This window comes from Pseudomonas sp. TH07 (genome assembly GCF_016651285.1).
Classification (GTDB): domain Bacteria; phylum Pseudomonadota; class Gammaproteobacteria; order Pseudomonadales; family Pseudomonadaceae; genus Aquipseudomonas.
Window position 1 is genome coordinate 3,718,219 of sequence record NZ_JAEKED010000001.1, and the last position, 19,907, is coordinate 3,738,125.

General features: G+C 61.1%; 16 protein-coding genes. 10 read left to right on the top strand and 6 right to left on the bottom strand.

What is annotated here, in order from left to right; all coding sequences use genetic code 11:
- The first annotated feature begins 217 nt into the window (after positions 1-217).
- Positions 218-1,702: a 2-methylcitrate dehydratase gene (gene prpD / locus JFU57_RS17335; RefSeq protein ID WP_201130170.1), complete on the top strand. Its 1,485-nt coding sequence runs from the start codon at positions 218-220 to the stop codon at positions 1,700-1,702.
- A 138-nt stretch (positions 1,703-1,840) separates the two neighbouring features.
- Here the strand turns inward: prpD and JFU57_RS17340 are convergent, their stop codons facing one another.
- Positions 1,841-2,743: a DMT family transporter gene (locus tag JFU57_RS17340; RefSeq protein WP_201132138.1), complete on the bottom strand. Its 903-nt coding sequence runs from the start codon at positions 2,741-2,743 to the stop codon at positions 1,841-1,843.
- A 144-nt stretch (positions 2,744-2,887) separates the two neighbouring features.
- Here JFU57_RS17340 and JFU57_RS17345 point away from each other — a divergent pair, with 144 nt between their 5' ends.
- Positions 2,888-4,312 (top strand): aminotransferase-like domain-containing protein, encoded by a 1,425-nt coding sequence (locus tag JFU57_RS17345; RefSeq protein ID WP_201130171.1) that lies wholly within the window; start codon positions 2,888-2,890, stop codon positions 4,310-4,312.
- Positions 4,313-4,357: 45 nt separating this feature from the next.
- Here the strand turns inward: JFU57_RS17345 and ppsR are convergent, their stop codons facing one another.
- The gene (gene ppsR, locus JFU57_RS17350) at positions 4,358-5,176 is read right to left on the bottom strand and encodes a posphoenolpyruvate synthetase regulatory kinase/phosphorylase PpsR (protein ID WP_020300346.1); all 819 of its coding nucleotides are present in this window, start codon (positions 5,174-5,176) and stop codon (positions 4,358-4,360) included.
- A gap of 174 nt (positions 5,177-5,350) precedes the next feature.
- On the opposite strand from ppsR, the gene ppsA reads away from it, so the two are divergent.
- The 8 genes from ppsA (at position 5,351) to JFU57_RS17390 (ending at position 13,497) form a co-directional block, all read left to right on the top strand.
- The gene (gene ppsA, locus JFU57_RS17355; RefSeq protein WP_201130172.1) at positions 5,351-7,726 is read left to right on the top strand and encodes a phosphoenolpyruvate synthase; all 2,376 of its coding nucleotides are present in this window, start codon (positions 5,351-5,353) and stop codon (positions 7,724-7,726) included.
- 101 nt (positions 7,727-7,827) lie between these two features.
- Positions 7,828-8,817: an alpha/beta fold hydrolase gene (locus JFU57_RS17360; protein WP_201130173.1), complete on the top strand. Its 990-nt coding sequence runs from the start codon at positions 7,828-7,830 to the stop codon at positions 8,815-8,817.
- Positions 8,818-9,081: 264 nt separating this feature from the next.
- Positions 9,082-9,573, top strand: a complete 492-nt coding sequence (rraA, locus tag JFU57_RS17365) for a ribonuclease E activity regulator RraA (RefSeq protein ID WP_020300350.1) — start codon at positions 9,082-9,084, stop codon at positions 9,571-9,573.
- Positions 9,574-9,598: 25 nt separating this feature from the next.
- Complete coding sequence (locus tag JFU57_RS17370) at positions 9,599-10,594, top strand: zinc transporter ZntB (protein ID WP_020300351.1); 996 nt, start codon at positions 9,599-9,601, stop codon at positions 10,592-10,594.
- Between the two features lie 64 nt (positions 10,595-10,658).
- Positions 10,659-10,904, top strand: a complete 246-nt coding sequence (locus JFU57_RS17375; RefSeq protein ID WP_020300352.1) for a hypothetical protein — start codon at positions 10,659-10,661, stop codon at positions 10,902-10,904.
- A gap of 2 nt (positions 10,905-10,906) precedes the next feature.
- Positions 10,907-11,731 (top strand): mechanosensitive ion channel family protein, encoded by an 825-nt coding sequence (locus JFU57_RS17380; protein ID WP_016964357.1) that lies wholly within the window; start codon positions 10,907-10,909, stop codon positions 11,729-11,731.
- Positions 11,732-11,818: 87 nt separating this feature from the next.
- Positions 11,819-12,409, top strand: a complete 591-nt coding sequence (gene sigX, locus JFU57_RS17385) for an RNA polymerase sigma factor SigX (RefSeq protein WP_102047916.1) — start codon at positions 11,819-11,821, stop codon at positions 12,407-12,409.
- A gap of 107 nt (positions 12,410-12,516) precedes the next feature.
- Complete coding sequence (locus JFU57_RS17390; protein WP_078471147.1) at positions 12,517-13,497, top strand: OmpA family protein; 981 nt, start codon at positions 12,517-12,519, stop codon at positions 13,495-13,497.
- 97 nt (positions 13,498-13,594) lie between these two features.
- On the opposite strand, the gene cobA is transcribed toward JFU57_RS17390, so the two are convergent.
- The 4 genes from cobA to nirB are packed head-to-tail and all read right to left on the bottom strand — an operon-like array spanning position 13,595 to position 19,842.
- Complete coding sequence (gene cobA, locus JFU57_RS17395; protein WP_201130174.1) at positions 13,595-14,347, bottom strand: uroporphyrinogen-III C-methyltransferase; 753 nt, start codon at positions 14,345-14,347, stop codon at positions 13,595-13,597.
- Positions 14,348-14,357: 10 nt separating this feature from the next.
- Positions 14,358-17,075 (bottom strand): nitrate reductase, encoded by a 2,718-nt coding sequence (locus JFU57_RS17400; protein ID WP_201130175.1) that lies wholly within the window; start codon positions 17,073-17,075, stop codon positions 14,358-14,360.
- A complete protein-coding gene (gene nirD, locus JFU57_RS17405; protein WP_078471150.1) occupies positions 17,075-17,392 on the bottom strand; it encodes a nitrite reductase small subunit NirD in 318 nt (105 codons plus the stop codon). Before nirD ends, JFU57_RS17400 begins: the two co-directional genes overlap by 1 nt.
- A complete protein-coding gene (gene nirB, locus JFU57_RS17410; protein ID WP_078471151.1) occupies positions 17,389-19,842 on the bottom strand; it encodes a nitrite reductase large subunit NirB in 2,454 nt (817 codons plus the stop codon). Before nirB ends, nirD begins: the two co-directional genes overlap by 4 nt.
- Between the last annotated feature and the right edge of the window lie 65 nt (positions 19,843-19,907).

The window sequence follows — 19,907 nt, forward strand, 5'->3', positions numbered from 1 at the left end:
CGTAAAACCTGGGCACGCGATTTACCTGCTGCAACGCATGGGCCGCCTTACGGGCGGCTACGCCACCCAGCGGGAGCAAGCTCCCTCGCCACGATTGCTGATAGTGATGTTGTTATCGAGTAGCTGAGCAGGCGCAGACCTGCGATGCCGTTATTGACCTGACCTGTGCCTGAGGAATCGACCCTACCTTCGACCCTGTAACTGGAGTGAATCGCTCATGAGCGCCAACGTTGACCTCAACAACCGTCCCGACTACGACCAGGTCCTGCAGGACATTGCCGACTACGTCCTGACCTACCGCGTCGACTCGCCCGAAGCCCTCGACACCGCCCGCAATTGCCTGATGGACACCTTGGGCTGCGGCCTGCTGGCCCTGCGTTTTCCAGAGTGCACTAAGCACCTGGGGCCGATCGTCGAAGGCACTGTGGTGCCCTTCGGCGCACGGGTGCCGGGCACCAGTTATCGCCTGGACCCGGTCAAGGCGGCCTGGGACATCGGCTGCATCGTGCGCTGGCTCGACTACAACGACACCTGGCTGGCAGCAGAGTGGGGGCACCCGTCGGACAACCTCGGCGGCATCCTCGCCGTGGCCGATCACCTGTCGCAAAAGCGCGTGGCCAATGGCGAGGCACCGCTGACCGTGCGGGCGGTGCTGGAGGCGATGATCATGGCTCATGAAATCCAGGGCGTGATTGCTTTGGAAAACTCCTTCAACCGGGTGGGTCTGGACCATGTGCTGCTGGTCAAAGTGGCCTCCACTGCGGTGAGTGCCAAGTTGATGGGTGCCAATCGCGAGCAGTTGCTGGCGGCGTTGTCCCACGCCTTTGTCGACGGCCAGGCACTGCGCACTTACCGCCATGCGCCGAATGCCGGTTCGCGCAAATCCTGGGCTGCGGGGGATGCTTCCAGCCGTGGCGTGCGCCTGGCAGATATCGCCCTGCGTGGCGAGATGGGGATTCCCGGGGTGCTGAGCGCGCCGCAGTGGGGGTTCTATGACGTGCTGTTCAGCCATACCAACAAGGACCTGGCGCTCAAGCCCGAGGGCCAGCGCCGGTTCAGCCTGTCGCAGAAATACGCCAGCTATGTGATGGAAAACGTGCTGTTCAAAATAAGCTTCCCGGCCGAGTTCCATGCCCAGACCGCCTGTGAAGCGGCGGTGACCCTGCACCCGCTGGTGCGCAATCGCCTGCACGAGATCGAGCGCATTGTGATCACCACCCACGAATCGGCCATCCGCATCATTTCCAAGGTCGGGCCGCTGGCCAATGCCGCGGATCGCGACCACTGCATCCAGTACATGACCGCCGTACCTTTGGCGTTTGGCAACCTGGTGGCCGAGCAGTACGAAGATGAATTCCACGCCGCGCACCCGATCATCGATCAGTTGCGCGAGAAAATGCAGGTGGTCGAAGAGCCGCGCTACACCCGTGAATACCTGGAGGCCGACAAGCGCTCGATTGCCAATGCCTTGCAGGTGTTTTTCAGGGACGGTTCCAGCACCGAGCAGGTGGTGGTGGAATACCCGATCGGCCATCGTCGGCGCCGCGCCGAAGGCATCCCGCTGCTGGAGGACAAGTTCAAGGCCAACCTCGCCACCCGCTTCACCGCCCAGCGCTCGGCGCAGATCTTCGCCCTGTGCAAGGACCAGGCACAGCTCGAAGCCACACCGGTGCAGCGCTTCGTCGACCTGTTCGTGATCTGACCAGCGCCCATCCACCCTGTAGCTGATGCCTAGCCTGCGAGGCTGCGCTGGCCCGACCTAACGCCGTGGCGTGTCAGGTGTACCCACGGCGTTGAAGATGGCCAGCGTCCGAACGCGGCCCGAGCCTCTTGGCGGTGGCTACAGAGGCGCTTTGGCCTTAAACAACCACTTCTCCACCGGCAATTTGGTGATGGCAAACCCGGTCAATAACACCGCCGAGTACATCAGCAATTCCCGCGACAGGCTTTGCCCTTCGTACCAGGCGCCGATCATCACCGCGAACACCGGGAAGATGATAAACACGAACGACAGAATGATCGGGCTCAGGCGCTTGAGCAGCAGGAAGTACACGATAAAACCGCCCACCGATGCCACCAGCCCCAGGTACAGCAGCGCGCCCCAGGAGCGCGGGCTGATCGCGCCGAAACTCGGGCTCTCGACACACAGCCCGATCACAAACAGCATCAGCCCGGCAATGCCGATCGGCAGGGTGTTGTAGGTAATAACGCTGATGGCGCTGCCTTGCTGCTTGGTGATGACGTAGCACAAGGCGTGCAGCACCGCGGCGGCAAGAATCGCCACCACGCCAAACAGCTCGGCGTGGTCCAGGTGCAGGCCCTGACTGCGGATGATCATGTACAGGCTGGCAAAGCCGATGGCGATCCCGACCACCTGCGAGGTGTAGATTTTTTCCCGCAGGAAGATCGCGGAAAAAATCAGGATAAACACCGGCATGCAACTGAACAGCAAGGCCGTGAGCCCGGAAGAAACGTGCATCTCGCCGTAGTTCAGCAGGTAGTAGGGCAGGCTGAAGTAGCACAGGGTGACGAACACGAAGAACCAGCGCTTGGAGCGGGGAAAGAGGATCGGCTCGCGACGCACCAGGGCAAAGCCGAGAAACAGCGGAAAGGCGATCAGAAACCGCAGGCCGGCGGCGGTCAGGGGCGGCACACTTTCCACGGCGATCTTGATGCCGAGCCAGGTGGTGCCCCAGCTCAGGCAGACGATCAGAAACAGCACGCTGGTGATCAGACCGGCCAGCCAGGGCTTCGAGACACGGGTGTTGCTGTGTATGGCTGTTGAGGTAGTCAACCTGGGATTCCTTTCATGAAGCGGAATTGACCTCTATATTGAGCGGGTCTGTTCCGGTAATTGAACCTGTAAAGCACGCTATTAGGGAAAATGATGGCTGTCAAAGTAAGTATTGACATGGTGTCAATGATCCGATCCGCACTCGAATCGGAGGTCGGCCCCAAGTACCAGCGCCTGGCCGGCGCTATCGATGACGGCATTGCCCAGGGAACCATTGCCCCGGGCAGCAAATTGCCGCCCCATCGCCTGCTGGCGGACAGCCTGGGAGTGACCATTGGCACCATCAGCCGCGCCTACGGCGAGCTGGAGCGTCTGGGGCGGGTGGTGGCGCGGGTCGGCGATGGCACCTACGTGCGCCAGCAGGGCATGGAGCGCCAGCGTGATGCGGGCTTTCGCAACGTCAGCGATGAACCGCCGGCCAGCTTCGACATGAGCCGCAACACCCATATCCCCGGGCCGGAAATTGCCCTCATGGCGCAGGGGCTGCACGCCCTGGCCCAGGACCTTGCGACTTTGCATGACCTCAGCCGCTACAGCGCCGAGGCTGGCCTGGCGCGTCATCGTGCGGCGGGCGCGCGCTGGCTGTCGCAGGAGGATTTCACTGCGCAGGCCGAGCAGGTCATTTGCGTCAATGGCGCCCAGCACGGGCTGCACATTACGTTGATGGCACTGCTCAAGCCCGGCGACACCCTGGTCACCGAACAATTGACCTACCCTGGCCTGATCAGCACCGCGCGCATGCTCGGGATCAAGCTGATCGGCCTGGAGATGGACGCGCAGGGCCTGCTCCCGCAGGCCTTGGATGAGGCCTGCCGCAACCATCGGGTGGTGGCGCTGTATTGCACCCCGAGCTTGCAGAACCCGACCACCGCGGTGCAGTCGCCAGCCCGGCGCCAGGCCATCGCCGAACTGGGGCGCCAGCACAATCTGCTGCTGATCGAAGATGAGGCCCATGCGGTGCTGATGGACCAGCGCCCGGCGCCCCTGAGTCATTTCGCCCCCGAGCGCACGGTGTTGATCGGCAGCCTGAGCAAGGCGCTGGCGGCCGGGTTGCGGGTAGGGTTCGTGCATGCGCCGGTGGCGCTGGTGGACCGTTTGGCGGCGGCGGTACGCGCGACCTGCTGGATGGCCACGCCGTTGACCCTTGAGCTGGCTTGTGTCTGGATCGAAAGCCCGGTGGCCGAGGCCCTGCGGCAACAGCAGATCGCTGAAATCCGCCGACGCAAGGCCTTGGTCGAAGGCCTGTTGGCGGGGCTGGAGTGGCGCAGTCCACCCGGTAGCCCGCATTTCTGGATCAAGGTCCCCGAGCCATGGCGCGCCTCGGAAATCGAGGCTGAACTCAAGCGCAACCACTACCTGATCGCCACCGCCGAAGCGTTTGCCGTGGGACAGGCGGCCGTGCCGCAATACATTCGCGCCAGCGTCTGCAACACCTCGGACGATGATCGGTTGTTGGTGGCGGGGTTTGGCGCCTTGGCCCGGGCGCTGGGGCAGGGCGACGGAGCGAGCGCCTGGTAAATCGCCGTGGCTAAGGCGCAAACGCCTTCGCCACGGGGGAGGGGCTTACTTGAAGCGGCGTTCCACGCCTTTTTCGACGAGGATTTTTGCCGAAATCTCTTCCACCGAAAAATGCGTGGAGTTGATGTGGGGGATGTTTTCGCGACGGAACAGGTTTTCCACCTCGCGCACCTCGAACTCGCACTGGGCGTAGCTCGAATAGCGGCTGTTGGGTTTGCGCTCGTTGCGGATCGCGGTCAGGCGGTCGGGGTCGATGGTCAGGCCGAACAGCTTGTGCTGGTGCGCGCGCAGGGCGTTTGGCAGTTGCAGGCGCTCCATGTCGTCCTCGGTCAGCGGGTAGTTGGCCGCGCGAATGCCGAATTGCATGGCCATGTACAGGCAAGTCGGGGTTTTGCCGCAGCGCGAAACGCCCACCAGGATCAGGTCTGCCTTGTCGTAATAGTGGGTGCGGGCGCCGTCGTCGTTGTCGAGGGCGAAGTTCACCGCCTCGATGCGCTCCATGTAATTGGAGTTGTGGCCAATGGAATGGGACTTGCCGACCGAATACGACGAGTGCTCGCTCAACTCCTGCTCCAGCGGGGCGAGGAAGGTCGAGAAAATATCGATCATGAAACCATTGGAGGTCGCGAGGATCTCACGAATGTCCTGATTGACGATGGTGTCGAAGATGATCGGGCGAAATCCGTCCTTTTCGGCGGCGATGTTGATTTGTTGTACCATGGCCCGCGCTTTTTCCACGCTGTCGATGTACGGCCGCGTGAATTTGCTGAAGGTGATGTTTTCGAACTGCGCCAACAGGCTTTGGCCGAGGGTTTCGGCCGTAATGCCGGTGCCGTCGGAAATAAAGAAAGCAGATCGTTTCATTTGCACCTTGGGCCTTAAGCTAGTGACGAATCTTGGATATGATAGGCGCGATTTGCCGGCCTGGAATGGCCCGCATTCTCACTTATTTTCCAGGTCCAGGCCATATAGCGGGCAATTGCTCCTTCGAGCAGCCGGCTTCTGAGCTTTTCCAACACAGTTAGTGGAGAGATCACCTTGGTAGAGTACGTAGTTTCCCTCGATAAGCTCGGCGTCCATGATGTAGAGCATGTGGGGGGCAAGAACGCATCCCTGGGCGAGATGATCAGCAACCTCGCGGGCGCCGGCGTATCGGTCCCCGGCGGCTTCGCCACGACGGCTCAGGCCTACCGTGATTTTCTTGAACTCAGCGGTCTCAACGACCAGATCCATGCGGCACTCGATGCCCTGGACGTCGATGATGTCAACGCCCTGGCCAAGACCGGCGCACAGATCCGTCAATGGATCATGGAAGCCGAATTCCCCGAGAAACTTAACGTCGAGATCCGCACCGCCTTCGCCGCGCTGTCGGCCGGCAACCCCGATATTGCCGTAGCCGTACGCTCCTCTGCGACGGCCGAAGACTTGCCGGACGCCTCCTTCGCCGGCCAGCAGGAAACCTTCCTCAACATCCGTGGCGTCGAGAACGTGATTCGCGCCGCCAAGGAAGTGTTTGCCTCGTTGTTCAACGACCGCGCCATTTCCTACCGCGTGCACCAGGGCTTCGACCACAAACTGGTCGCCCTGTCTGCCGGCGTGCAGCGCATGGTGCGTTCGGAAACCGGCACTGCCGGCGTGATGTTCACCCTCGACACCGAGTCGGGCTTCCGTGACGTGGTGTTTATCACCGGCGCCTACGGCCTGGGTGAAACCGTGGTCCAGGGCGCGGTCAACCCCGACGAATTCTACGTCCACAAAAACACCCTTGAAGCCGGTCGCCCGGCCATCCTGCGCCGCAACCTGGGCAGCAAGGCCATCAAGATGATCTACGGCGACGAAGCCAAGGCCGGCCGTTCGGTGAAAACCGTCGATGTCGACAAGGCCGAACGCGCCCGTTTCTGCCTCAGCGATGCGGAAGTCAGCGAGCTGGCCAAGCAGGCGATGATCATCGAGAAGCACTACAAGTGCCCGATGGACATCGAATGGGCCAAAGATGGCGACGACGGCAAGCTGTACATCGTTCAGGCCCGTCCTGAAACCGTGAAAAGCCGCACCCAGGCCAACGTGATGGAGCGTTACCTGCTCAAGGAAACCGGCACTGTGCTGGTGGAAGGCCGTGCCATCGGCCAGCGCATCGGTGCCGGCAAGGTGCGGATCATCAAAGACGTTTCCGAGATGGACAAAGTCCAGCCCGGCGACGTCCTGGTGTCCGACATGACCGACCCGGACTGGGAGCCGGTGATGAAGCGCGCCAGCGCCATCGTCACCAACCGTGGCGGCCGTACCTGCCACGCGGCGATCATCGCTCGCGAGTTGGGGATCCCGGCGGTCGTTGGTTGCGGCAACGCCACCCAACTGCTGAAGGAAGGCCAGGGCGTCACCGTATCCTGCGCCGAAGGCGACACCGGCTACATCTTTGAAGGCGAGCTGGGCTTCGACGTCAAGAAGAACTCGGTCGATGCGATGCCTGACCTGCCATTCAAAATCATGATGAACGTCGGCAACCCGGATCGCGCCTTCGACTTCGCCCAGTTGCCCAACGCCGGTGTCGGCCTGGCCCGCCTGGAGTTCATCATCAACCGCATGATCGGCGTGCACCCCAAGGCGCTGCTGAATTACGCCGGCCTGCCGCAGGAAATCAAGGACAGCGTCGACAAACGCATCGCTGGCTATGACGACCCAGTCGGCTTCTACGTCGAGAAGCTGGTGGAAGGCATCAGCACCCTGGCCGCTGCGTTCACGCCGAAAAAGGTCATCGTGCGCCTATCGGACTTCAAGTCCAACGAATACGCCAACCTGATCGGCGGCAAGCTGTACGAGCCGGAAGAAGAAAACCCGATGCTGGGCTTCCGTGGTGCCTCGCGTTACATCAGTGAATCCTTCCGTGACTGCTTCGAGCTCGAGTGCCGTGCCCTCAAGCGCGTGCGCAACGAGATGGGCCTGACCAACGTCGAGATCATGGTGCCGTTTGTCCGTACCCTGGGCGAAGCCAGCCAAGTGATCGACCTGCTGGCTGAAAATGGCCTGAAGCGGGGCGAGAACGGCCTGCGCATCATCATGATGTGCGAGCTGCCTTCCAACGCGATCCTGGCGGAAGAGTTCCTCGAATTCTTCGACGGTTTCTCCATCGGCTCCAACGACCTGACCCAGCTGACCCTGGGCCTGGACCGTGACTCCGGGATCATCGCGCACCTGTTCGATGAGCGTAATCCGGCGGTCAAGAAGCTGCTGGCCAACGCCATTGCCGCCTGCAACAAGGCCGGCAAGTACATCGGCATCTGCGGCCAGGGTCCTTCGGACCACCCAGACCTGGCCAAATGGCTGATGGAGCAAGGTATCGAGAGCGTCTCGCTGAACCCCGACTCCGTACTGGAAACCTGGTTCTTCCTGGCTGAAGGTCAGGCTGCGGTCTGATCGGTGAATGAAGGCCCGGCCGGCCACGTGTCGGCCGGGCTTTTGAGATTCAAGTAGGGCGGGCTCCATCTGGATGCCGCCCTTTTTTGTGCAAGAGCATTATGCAAAGCAGCAGCAACCTATTTCCCGTCGCCTTGATCAGTGCTGAACGTCGAGGCGACCTGAGTGAAGACGTGTACCGCCTGAAGCCGGGCAACAGCCCGGACAGCACGGTGGAGATCGCCGTTACCCGTTTGGGCCTGGCTGATGAGCCTGAGGCTCGTGGTGTTCCGGTGATCTTGCTTCACGGCAGTTTTTCCAACCGCCGCTTCTGGTTTTCCCCCAAGGGCCTGGGTCTGGGCGCATACCTGGCCCGTGCCGGTTTTGATGTATGGATCCCTGAGATGCGTGGCCATGGCCTGTCGCAACGCAACGCTGGCTATCGCAAGAATCGTGTCGCCGACTATGCGCGTTACGACCTGCCGGCCATTGGCGCCTTCGTGCGCGAGCAGAGTGGGCAGGTCCCGCACTGGATCGGCCATTCCCTGGGGGGGATCACCCTGGCCGCGGCCTTGGGCGGACAGTACCTGGGCGAGCCGGCGGTGGCCTCGGCGGCCTTTTTTGGCAGCCAGGTCAGCCGCACGTACTGGCCATTGAAGATTCCACCGGTGGAGTGGGGCGGTCGTTTTGTTCTCAAGCGCTTTGCCCAGCTCTCGGGGTCGCGGCTCAAGCGTGGTCCGGAAGACGAGCCGATCGGCCTGGCGTTGGAAAGCATGCGCTGGTACGGCCTGTTCGGACGTTTCGGCGATAGGGACAAGGATTGGTGGGCCGGCCTGGCCGAGGTCCAGATGCCGGTGCTGGCCGTCAGCGCCGCGGGCGATCATCAGGACCCGGCGTGGGCCTGTCGCAAGCTTTATGAGCAGCTAGGTTCCGAGCACAAACAATTTGTCTGTCTGGGGCGCGAGCAGGGTTTCAGCGGCAATTTCGGGCATGTCGAAATGCTGGTGAGCAAAGCGGCGCAGGTTGAAGTCTGGCCGTTGGTTGCCCGCTGGTTGACCGACCAGCAGACACCGCTGCTGACGCCGGCACCTGATCTGGCCGCCGTGGTTTGATGCCGGGGCGCTGACAAGAGCATTTCGCTCAGCCCGGGTTGCGGCTAAGATATGACGCATTGAGCTGTTTTGGTCATATTCAGTTACGAAGTGGGAATTGTGTTCGTGTTGTTTGCTTCGGGCGTCGGCCGCTGATGGCCGAGTCTGATGTCGCATGATTCTCACCGCAGCATTAAACCTGCGCGGTCTGGGCTCGTTTCATCAATACAGTGCCCGGGTTTGCGGCATCTTCAATCGTGGTCTTTCTGTTACAGGAGTTTCTCGATGAATCATTACCTCACTCCCGACCTGTGCGACGCCTATCCGGACCTGGTGCAGGTGGTTGAACCGATGTTCAGTAATTTTGGTGGCCGAGATTCCTTCGGCGGCGAAATCGTGACCATCAAATGCTTCGAAGACAACTCGCTGGTCAAAGAGCAGGTCGATCTCAAGGGCGATGGCAAAGTACTGGTGGTCGACGGCGGCGGTTCGCTGCGTCGAGCCCTGCTGGGCGACATGCTGGCCGAGAAAGCGGCGAAAAACGGTTGGGAAGGCCTGGTGATCTACGGCTGCATTCGCGATGTCGACGTCATTGCGCAGACCGACCTCGGCGTCCAGGCGCTGGCTAGCCATCCGATGAAGACCGACAAGCGCGGCATTGGCGATCTTAATGTGGCCGTGACCTTTGCCGGCGTGACATTCCGCCCGGGTGAATATGTCTACGCCGACAATAATGGTGTGATCGTTTCGCCCAGCCCGCTGAAAATGCCTGAATAAACAGTCGACCTAGCAAGGGATGAGGATGTTCGAGGAAGAAAACGCGCAGTGGGGCCTGGTACATGCCCTGATTCTGGATGGTAAAGGCGGTGCGCGTTCGATTGCCCGGACTGAGCTCGACGAGTTGCAACTGCAGCCCCATGAAAGCCTTTGGCTGCACTGGGATCGCAGTCATCCACAGACTCAGACCTGGCTGCGCCGCTCCAGCGGCCTGAGCGAGTTCAGCTGTGACCTGCTGCTCGAGGAGAACACCCGGCCGCGCCTGCTGGCATTGCCGGACTCCGAGTTGCTGCTGTTTTTGCGCGGTATCAACCTCAATCCCGGGGCCGAGCCGGAAGACATGGTCTCGGTGCGCATCTTCGCCTCGGCCCAGCGGGTGATTTCCCTGCGTTTGCGTCCGCTGCGCGCCACTGACGAGTTGCTGGTGCAACTGGCCGATGGCAAGGGCCCGAAAACCGCCTCGGAGCTCATCCTTTATATGGCGCAATACCTGACCCACAAGGTTCAGGATCTGGTCAGCGACCTCTCTGAAGTGGTCGATGGCGAAGAAGAAAAGCTGGATGCCGACGAACGGTATACGCCGGAGCATGGCAGCATTTTGCAGATCCGTCGGCGAGCGGCCGGGCTCAAGCGTTTTCTCGCGCCGCAGCGGGATATTTTCGGCCAGCTCAGCCGCATCAAATTGCCCTGGTTTGCCAATGACGACGGCGACTACTGGAACGAATTGAACAACAGTCTGACCCGTTACCTGGAAGAGCTGGAATTGACCCGGGAGCGCGTGGGGCTTGTGCTGGAGGCCGAAGACCGGCGCTTGAGCGTGCGCATGAATCGCACCATGTACCGCTTCGGGATCATCACTGGGATTTTCCTGCCGATGAGTTTTCTCACTGGCTTGCTGGGCATCAACGTCGGCGGCATTCCGCTTTCCGCCAGCCCCTATGGCTTCCTCGTGGCGTGCCTGCTGTTGGCCAGCGTGGCGCTGGGCCAGTGGTGGTTATTCCGACGTTTGCGCTGGGTCTGACGAATGAGCCATGTGACCCGAAGAAATTTGATCGCGTCTTTCACAGACATCACGAGAGGTGCGTATGCACGATCCGTTTGAACAGTCTTTGCGTGACATGCTGAAAGCGACGCCGTCCAGCCGTGACGACGACGCTTGCCTGGGCCGCGTACTGAAAACCGCCAACCGCCAGGTCGGTGCCGGTGATCTGTTCAGCCTGCTGGGCCGTTGGCTGCCAGCGTTGATGATCGCCTTGAATAACGGATCGGCCCACGTCGCGCCGGTGTCCCGTCGTAAACCTACTGCTCGCACTGCTGATAAGGCTGATTGAATATGGAACTTGATCTCTGGACTCAGAGCCTCGTCACCGCGATGACTGCGTTGTGGACCAAGGTAGCGAATTTCATTCCTAACCTGTTCGGCGCCCTGGTGGTGCTGTTGCTGGGTTTTGTCGTGGCCAAGTTGCTGGACACGCTGCTCTCCAAATTACTGGCCAAGCTGGGCCTGGATCGCCTGATGGGCGGCACCGGCTTGACCAAGCTGCTGTCCCGCGCCGGGTTGCAGGTGCCGATCTCGACCTTGATCGGCAAGATCGTGTATTGGTTCGTGTTGTTGATATTCCTGGTTTCTGCTGCCGAATCCCTTGGCCTTGAGCGAGTTTCAGCTACGCTCGACATGCTGGCGCTGTATTTGCCCAAGGTCTTTGGTGCTGCGCTGGTACTGCTGGTGGGGGTTTTGCTGGCGCAACTGGCCAACGGCCTGGTGCGCGGTGCTGCAGAAGGTGTGGGTCTGGATTACGCCAGCGGCTTGGGGCGGATTGCCCAGGGCCTGGTAATTATCATCAGTATTTCGGTCGCGATCAGCCAGTTGGAGGTCAAAACCGACCTGCTCAACCATGTGATCGTGATTGTATTGATTACCGTTGGTCTGGCAGTTGCCTTGGCCATGGGATTGGGAAGCCGGGAAATTGCCGGGCAGATTCTTGCGGGAATCTACGTGCGTGAGCTGTATCAGGTTGGGCAACAAGTACGCGTGGGCGAGGTCGAAGGTCAGATCGAAGAGATCGGCACGGTTAAAACTACACTGCTGACCGAGGAGGGTGAGCTAGTCTCTCTTTCCAATCGGATCCTGTTGGAGCAGCACGTAAGTAGCCGCTAACCCGGCAAACCCTGCTAATGTATGCCGCCGCAAAATGCCCTGTCCGGGATGCGGCGGACATTGACCTGACTGTCGGCCCGACTCGTTTTGAATAAAGCCCAATCGTTATCCATGCGCTACGATCCCCGCGAGCTCTCCGATGAGGAGTTGGTTGCGCGTTCGCATGCGGAGCTGTTTCACGTAACGCGCGCCTATGAAGAGTTGATGCGGCGCTACCAGCGAACCTTATTTAATGTCTGTGCACGTTATTTAGGGAACGATCGCGACGCGGACGATGTCTGTCAGGAGGTGATGCTGAAGGTGCTGTATGGCCTGAAGAACTTCGAGGGCAAATCAAAGTTCAAGACGTGGCTATATAGCATTACGTACAACGAGTGCATCACACAGTATCGAAAGGAGCGGAGAAAGCGTCGATTGATGGACGCTTTGAGTCTTGACCCCCTCGAGGAGGCGTCTGAAGAGAAGGCGCCGAAACCTGAGGAAAAGGCCGGACTTGACCGCTGGTTGGTGCATGTGAATCCGATTGACCGAGAAATTCTGGTGCTACGATTTGTCGCAGAACTGGAGTTTCAGGAGATCGCGGATATCATGCATATGGGTTTGAGTGCTACAAAAATGCGGTACAAACGAGCTCTTGATAAATTGCGTGAGAAATTTGCAGGCATTGCTGAAACTTAGTTCGGCGCAAATATCTCTTACGTCTAGGTGAGTTCTGATAGACTTACCGCCGAGTTGTCCCCCGGTATGTGGGACTGCTTTACAATCACCAGATGGGGATTTAACGGATGAAACTGAAAAACACCTTGGGCATTGCCATTGGTTCTATTGTTGCCGTGACTTCGTTCGGCGTTCTGGCGCAAGGCCAAGGCGCGGTCGAGGGTGAACTGTTTTACAAAAAACAGTACAACGACAGCGTTAATCACGTTGAAGACGGCTTCAACCCAGGCGCATCGATCGGTTACTTCCTGACCGACGACCTGTCGTTGAACGCTACCTACGACAAGACCAACCACACCCGTTCTAACGACGGCACTGGTAACCAGAAAATCAAGGGCGACAACTTCGGCCTGAACGCTCAGTACCACTTTGGTACCGTGGGTGACGCTCTGCGTCCATACGTTTCCGGCGGTGTTGCTCACAAGAGCATGACCAACGTTGAGGTCGACGGCCACAACGGTCGCGATCAGTCGACTTTCCTGACTGCTGGCGCTGGTGTTAAGTACTACTTCACCGACAACCTGTTTGCACGTGCCGGCGTTGAAGCCGACTACAAACTGGACAACGGCAAGTGGGACTACGCTCCTACCGTTGGTCTGGGCGTGAACTTCGGTGGCAGCGGCGGCAAAGTTGCTCCAGCACCTGCTCCAGCACCAGCTCCAGTAGCTGAGCCAGAGCCAGAAGCTCCGGTTGCTGAAGTTGTTCGTGTTGAGCTGGACGTGAAGTTTGACTTCGACAAGGCTGTGGTTAAAACCAACAGCTACGGCGACATCAAAAACCTCGCTGACTTCATGAAGCAGTACCCACAAACCACCACCGTTGTTGAAGGTCACACTGACTCCGTCGGTCCTGACGCTTACAACCAGAAACTGTCTGAGCGTCGTGCAAACGCCGTTAAGCAAGTTCTGACCAACCAGTACGGTGTTGAGTCGAACCGCGTTCAATCCGTTGGTTACGGTGAGTCCCGCCCAGTTGCTGACAACGCAACTGAAGCTGGCCGCGCTGTTAACCGTCGCGTAGAAGCGTCGGTAGAAGCACAAGCTAAGTAATTAGCTTTGTAGCTCAGAAAAACCCGGCCTAGGCCGGGTTTTTCTTTGTCCGGGATTTGAGCCCTGGTCCCTTGCGCCGCCAGCCCTTCGCCAGGCGCTAAGCAAGCTGGACGAGTAGCTTGTCGGGCGCGTCCTCGATGCTTGCAGCGGCTGCAACCTTGCCTATCACCAGGATTGCCGGGCTCTGCAGCTGGAAATGCAGTGCCGCGTCGTGCATTGCCTCCAGGGTGCAGCGGCATTCCCGCTGTTCTGGCAGCGAGGCGTTTTCAATCATTGCCACCGGTGTCGTTGCAGCAAGCCCCCCTTTGAGCAGTTGCTCACGAATGTCCGCGAGTTTCGCCACCCCCATATAGATCACCAGCGTCGTGCCACTTTGCGCCAGGGCTTGCCAATTCAGGCTGCTGCCATCCTGGGTATGGGCCGTCACCAGGGTGACGCCACGGGCGACGCCGCGCAGGGTCAGAGGGATATCGCAGCGCGTCGCCCCGGCAAGGCCGGCGGTGATGCCATTGACCAATTCCACTTCCACGCCGCGTGCCCTGAGCCACTGCGCCTCTTCGCCGCCGCGTCCGAAAATGCACGGGTCGCCACCCTTGAGGCGCACCACGCATTTGCCCTGGCGGCTGTAGCGCAGCATCAGGCGGTGAATGAAGTCCTGGGGTGTGGAGCGACAGCCACCGCGCTTGCCGACATGGACAACCCGTGCTCGGGGGCAGTGCTCCAGTAGCGCGTGGTTGACCAGGTCGTCGATCAGTACCACCTCGGCTTCGCCCAGGGCGCGGACGGCCTTGAGGGTCAGCAATTCGGGGTCGCCGGGGCCGGCACCTACCAGCCAGACTTTTGCGCTCATGTATTTTTCCTCACAAGGTGATGGCAATCGGCTGCGCCGAGGCAGCCAGCAGACGTTTGATTTCCGGGATGCATGACCCGCATTGGGTGCCGCAGCCCAGTTGCTGTTTCAGGCCGTCGAGGTCCAGGCCACGTTCGATGCCGGCACAAACCGCGTTGAGGCTGACGTTCTTGCAGTTGCACAAGGTCTTGTTGTTGGGCGAGGACAGGCCGGCGGCCCCAGGTGGGGTGCTCATGGGCGCCAACAGCCAGCGGCGCAGTTGTTCATCGGCGCGGCCTTCCAACCACAGGTTGTGCAACCAGTGCTGGGCCAGAGTTTCACCGGCCAGGCGGATGGCGATGATTCGCCCCTGTTCGATTCGCACCCGTTTGCCGATGGCGCGTCGCGGATCGTCGTAAGCCAGGACAGGGCCGTGGCTCAGACCCAGTAAATGATCGATGTCCTTGAGCAGCAACGGGTCCGGTGCCTGGGCATGCGCCGCGCGAATCAACAGGGCAGGCCGTTCACGGCCGGTGAGGCTCAGGCTCAGGTAGGAAAAGCTGTCGCACAGTGGCCGCAGCGCCTCGAAATGTTGCTGCACATTGCCCTCGATCAGGGCGAACAGATGCCATGGCAGCTGCACCGGCTCCAGGCGCACACCGCTGTGCTTGAGTTCCGGCTGCTTGGACAATGGGTCAAACGCCGATTGGGTGACGGCGTTGATGCCGCCCTTGAGAAAACGATCGCCCCAGTGCATTGGTAAAAAAGCCTGGCCTGGGCGTACGCCGTCGTCGCTGCCCACGGCGACGATCACGCTGCCGCGGCGGCTTTTGAGGCTGACCAGATCGCCATTTTGCAGGCGATGTCGCCGCAGCTCGTCCGGGTGCAGGCTCAGTACGGCTTCGCTGACATGGCCGAACAGCTGCGCGGCGGTGCCGGTGCGGCTCATGCCGTGCCACTGGTCGCGCAGGCGACCGGTAATCAGGGTCAGCGGGAACCGCGCATCACGTTGTTCCTTTGCCGCCTGGTAGGGGTCGCAGACAAACTGGGCGCGGCCATTGGCTGTCGGGAACACGCCATCGCCATAAAGGCGCGCGGTGCCGTGTTCGACGCCCGATGGAAACGGCCATTGCTGCGGCCCGAGGCGGTCGAGCAGGGCATGGCTGATTCCGCATAGATCCAGGTCGCGGCCTTGGGTCAGGTGTTTGTATTCGTCGAATACCTGGGCCGGCTCGGTGAACGTGAACAAGCTTGGCTTACCGGGACGCAGTTGCTGTTCCAGGCGCTGGGCGAAGTCCACGGTGATGGCCCAATCCGGGCGTGCTTCGCCCGGGGCCTTGATCGCCCGGCGGACGTGGGAGATGCGGCGTTCGGAGTTGGTCACCGTGCCGTCTTTTTCACCCCAACTGGCGGCGGGCAGCAGCAGGTCGGCGAACGGCGCGGTTTCGGTGGTGCGAAACGCTTCCTGCAGCACCACGAATGGGCAAGCCTCGAGGGCTGCACGAACTGATTGCTGGTCGGGCAGCGATTGCGCCGGGTTGGTACAGGCGATCCACAGCGCCTTGATGCGGCCGCTTTTCACCTGCTCGAACAGCTCGATGGCTGTAAGCCCGGTGCGCTCGGGCAACTGCTCGACCCCCCAGTAGTGGGCGACTTGCGCGCGATGCTCGGGGTTGGCCGCTTCGCGGTGTCCGGGCAGCAGGTTGGACAGGCTGCCGGTTTCGCGACCGCCCATGGCGTTCGGCTGACCGGTCAGAGAGAAGGGGCCGGCACCGGGTCGGCCGATCTGGCCGGTGGCCAGGTGCAGATTGATCAGGGCACTGTTTTTCGCGCTGCCCGAGGTGGACTGGTTCAGCCCCATGCACCACAGGGAAAGGAAGCTCGGCGCAGTCCCGATCCACTGCGCGCACGCCTGTAGCTGCTCGACATTGATCCCGCAGAGCTGGGCCACCATGTGCGGGGTGTAGTCGCGCACCAGGGTTTTCAACGGCGCCAGGCCTTCGGTGTGGGCCTCGATAAAGGCGCGGTCCACCCAGCCTTCCCACAGCAGCAGGTGCAGGATGCCGTGGAACAATGCGACATCGGTGCCCGGCAGGATGGCCAGGTGCAGGTCGGCGAGGTCGCATGTATCGGTACGACGCGGGTCGATGACGATGACTTTCATCTGTGGTCGCAGGCGCTTGGCTTGTTCCAGGCGGCGAAACAGTACTGGATGGGCGTAGGCCATGTTACTGCCGACTATCATCACGCAATCACTCTGTTCCAGGTCTTCGTAGCTGCAGGGTGGGGCGTCGGCGCCCAGGCTGCGTTTGTAGCCGACCACTGCCGAAGACATGCACAGCCTTGAGTTGCTGTCGATATTGTTGGTGCCGACCAGCGCTCGGGCCAGCTTGTTGAAGACGTAGTAATCCTCGGTCAGCAATTGCCCGGACAGGTAGAAGGCCACGCTGTCCGGGCCGTGTTCGGCGATGGTGGCGGCAAACACGTTGGCCGCATGCTGCAACGCACTGTCCCAGTCGGTGCGGCTGCGGGGCAGGCGTTTGCCCAGGCGCAATTGCGGGTACAGCGCACGTGCCGCGAGGTCGCCGGTCAGGTGCAGGCTGGCTCCCTTGCTGCACAGTTTGCCGAAGTTGGCCGGGTGCGCCGGGTCGCCGCTGACGCCCAGGATCTGCTGGCCGTCATGCTCGATCAGCACGCCGCAGCCGACCCCGCAGTAACAACAGGTCGAAGCGGTCGTCTGGCGGCTCATCAGCCTGCATCCCGCAGCGCCAGCAGGACCCGGCCATTTTCCACCCGGGCAGCATGCTGGTGTGCACAGCCTGTATCGGGGGCCTGGGCTTGGCCGGATTCGAGGTCGATCTGCCAGTTATGCAACGGGCAGGCGACTTTCTTGCCGTAGATCAGCCCCTGGGACAACGGGCCGCCCTTGTGCGGGCAGCGGTCATCGAGGGCAAAGACTTGGTCGTCGCTGGTGCGAAAAATGGCGATGGCGCCCTTGGGCCCGTCGACGATGCGCGCGCCGAGGGCGTTGATGTCTTCCAGGGCGCAGATATCCTGCCAGTTCATGCCGGCACCTCCAGGTTGTTCAGGGGGATCAGGTCGAATTCTTTCTTCAGCAACGGCTGCTGCAGGCGCTCTTTCCACGGGTCCTGCTCGAACGACAGGGAGAATTGCAGGCGTTCGTTGAGTGCCTTGCGCCGCTGCGGGTCTTCCACGACCGCGCGTTTGATGTGGTCCATGCCGACCCGTTGCAGGTAGTGCACGGTGCGCTCCAGGTAGAAGGCTTCTTCGCGGTACAGCTGCAGGAAGGCACCGTTGTACTCGCGGACTTCCTCGGCGGTCTTGAGCTTGATCAAGAACTGCGCGACCTCGGTCTTGATCCCGCCGTTGCCGCCGATGTACAGCTCCCAGCCGGAGTCGACACCGATAATCCCCACGTCCTTGATCCCGGCCTCCGAGCAGTTGCGCGGGCAGCCGGAGACTGCGAGCTTGACCTTGTGCGGGGACCACATATTGAACAGGTCGTGTTCCAGCTCGATCCCCAGTTGCGTCGAGTTTTGCGTGCCGAAGCGGCAAAACTCGCTGCCGACGCAGGTTTTCACGGTGCGGATGGACTTGCCATAGGCGTGGCCCGAGGGCATGTCGAGGTCTTTCCACACGCCAGGGAGGTCCTGCTTCTTGATCCCTAGGAGGTCGATGCGCTGGCCGCCGGTGACTTTCACCATGGGCACCTGGTACTTGTCCGCGACATCGGCAATGCGCCGCAACTCAGACGGGTTGGTCACGCCCCCCCACATTCGAGGCACCACCGAATAGGTGCCGTCTTTCTGGATGTTGGCGTGGGCCCGTTCGTTGATCAGGCGCGACTGTGGATCGTCCCTGGCTTCACCCGGCCAGGTGGAAATCAGGTAGTAGTTCAGCGCCGGGCGGCAGGTGGCGCAGCCATTGGGCGTACGCCAGTTGAGGTAGCTCATGGTGTCGGCGATGGTCAGCAGGTGCTGTTCGCGGATGGCCTGGCGGATCTGCCCGTGGTTGAGGTCGCTGCAGCCGCAGATGGCTTTTTCGCTTTTCGGCTTGACGTCCGCTGCGCCGCCGACGGTGTTGATCAGGATCTGCTCCACCAGGCCGGCGCAGGAACCGCAGGAGCTGGCGGCCTTGGTGTGTTTCTTGACCTCGTCGACGCTGAACAGCCCGTGCTCCTGGATCGCCTTGACGATGGTGCCCTTGCACACTCCATTGCAGCCGCAGACTTCGGCGTTGTCGGCCATGCCCATGGCTTTGTCCTGACCTTGATGGCCGACATCGCCCAGCGCGTTTTCGCCGAACATCAGGTGGTCGCGGATCTCGCCAATCCCATGGTTCTCGCGGATCTGCCGGAAGTACCAGCCGCCGTCTGCGGTGTCTCCATACAGGCAGGCCCCGACCAGCACGTCATCCTTGATCACCAGCTTTTTGTACACGCCGCCGATGGGGTCGGAGAGGGTGATGGTTTCGGTCCCTTCTGCGCCCATGAAGTCGCCGGCGGAAAACAGGTCGATGCCGGTGACTTTCAATTTGGTTGAGGTCACCGAGCCCTGGTAGCGCGCGAAGCCCAGTTGTGCCAGATGGTTGGCGCAGACCTTGGCCTGTTCGAACAGCGGCGCCACCAGGCCGTAGGCGATGCCGCGATGGCTGGCGCATTCGCCGATGGCGTAGATACGCGGGTCGTAGGTCTGCAGGGTGTCGTTGACCAATATCCCGCGATTGCACGGGATCCCGGCTTTTTCCGCCAGCTCGGTGTTGGGGCGGATGCCGGCGGCCATCACCACCAGGTCGGCGGGGATGATGTCGCCGTTCTTGAACTGCACCGAGCCCACCCGGCCATTGCCGGCATCATGCAGGGCCTGGGTTTGCTCGCTCAGGCGAAAGTGCAGGCCTCGGGCTTCGAGGGCGGTTTGCAACAGTTGGCCACTGGTCTGGTCCAGTTGCCGCTCCAGCAGCCATTCGCCGATGTGCACCACGGTGACGTGCATGCCACGCAGCATCAGGCCGTTGGCTGCTTCCAGGCCGAGCAGGCCGCCACCGATCACCACCGCGTGTTTGTGGGTCTTGGCGGTGTCGATCATCGTTTGAGTATCGGCGATGTCGCGGTAACCGATGACCCCCTGCAGGGTGTTGCCGGGGATGGGCAGGATAAACGGCGTCGAGCCGGTCGCGATCAGCAGGCGATCGTACTCGGCCTCGGTGCCATCCTCGGCCATCACGCGGCGCCTGGCCCGGTCGATCTGCACCACCTTGCGGTTGAGCAGCAACTTGATCTGGTTATCCAGGTACCAGTCCAGGTCGTTGAGCACGATCTCGTCGAACGTCTGCTCGCCGGCCAGGACCGGCGAGAGCAGGATGCGGTTGTAGTTGGTGTGGGGCTCGGCGCCGAAGACCGTGATGTCGTACAGCTCGTTGCTCAGCTTGAGCAGTTCTTCCAGGGTCCGGACCCCGGCCATGCCGTTGCCGATCATCACCAGTTTGAGTTTTTTCATCAGGTTCTCCGGGAGCTCAGGCGGTGGGTGGGGCCTGGCTCGAAAAAAATCGCACAACAAAAAAG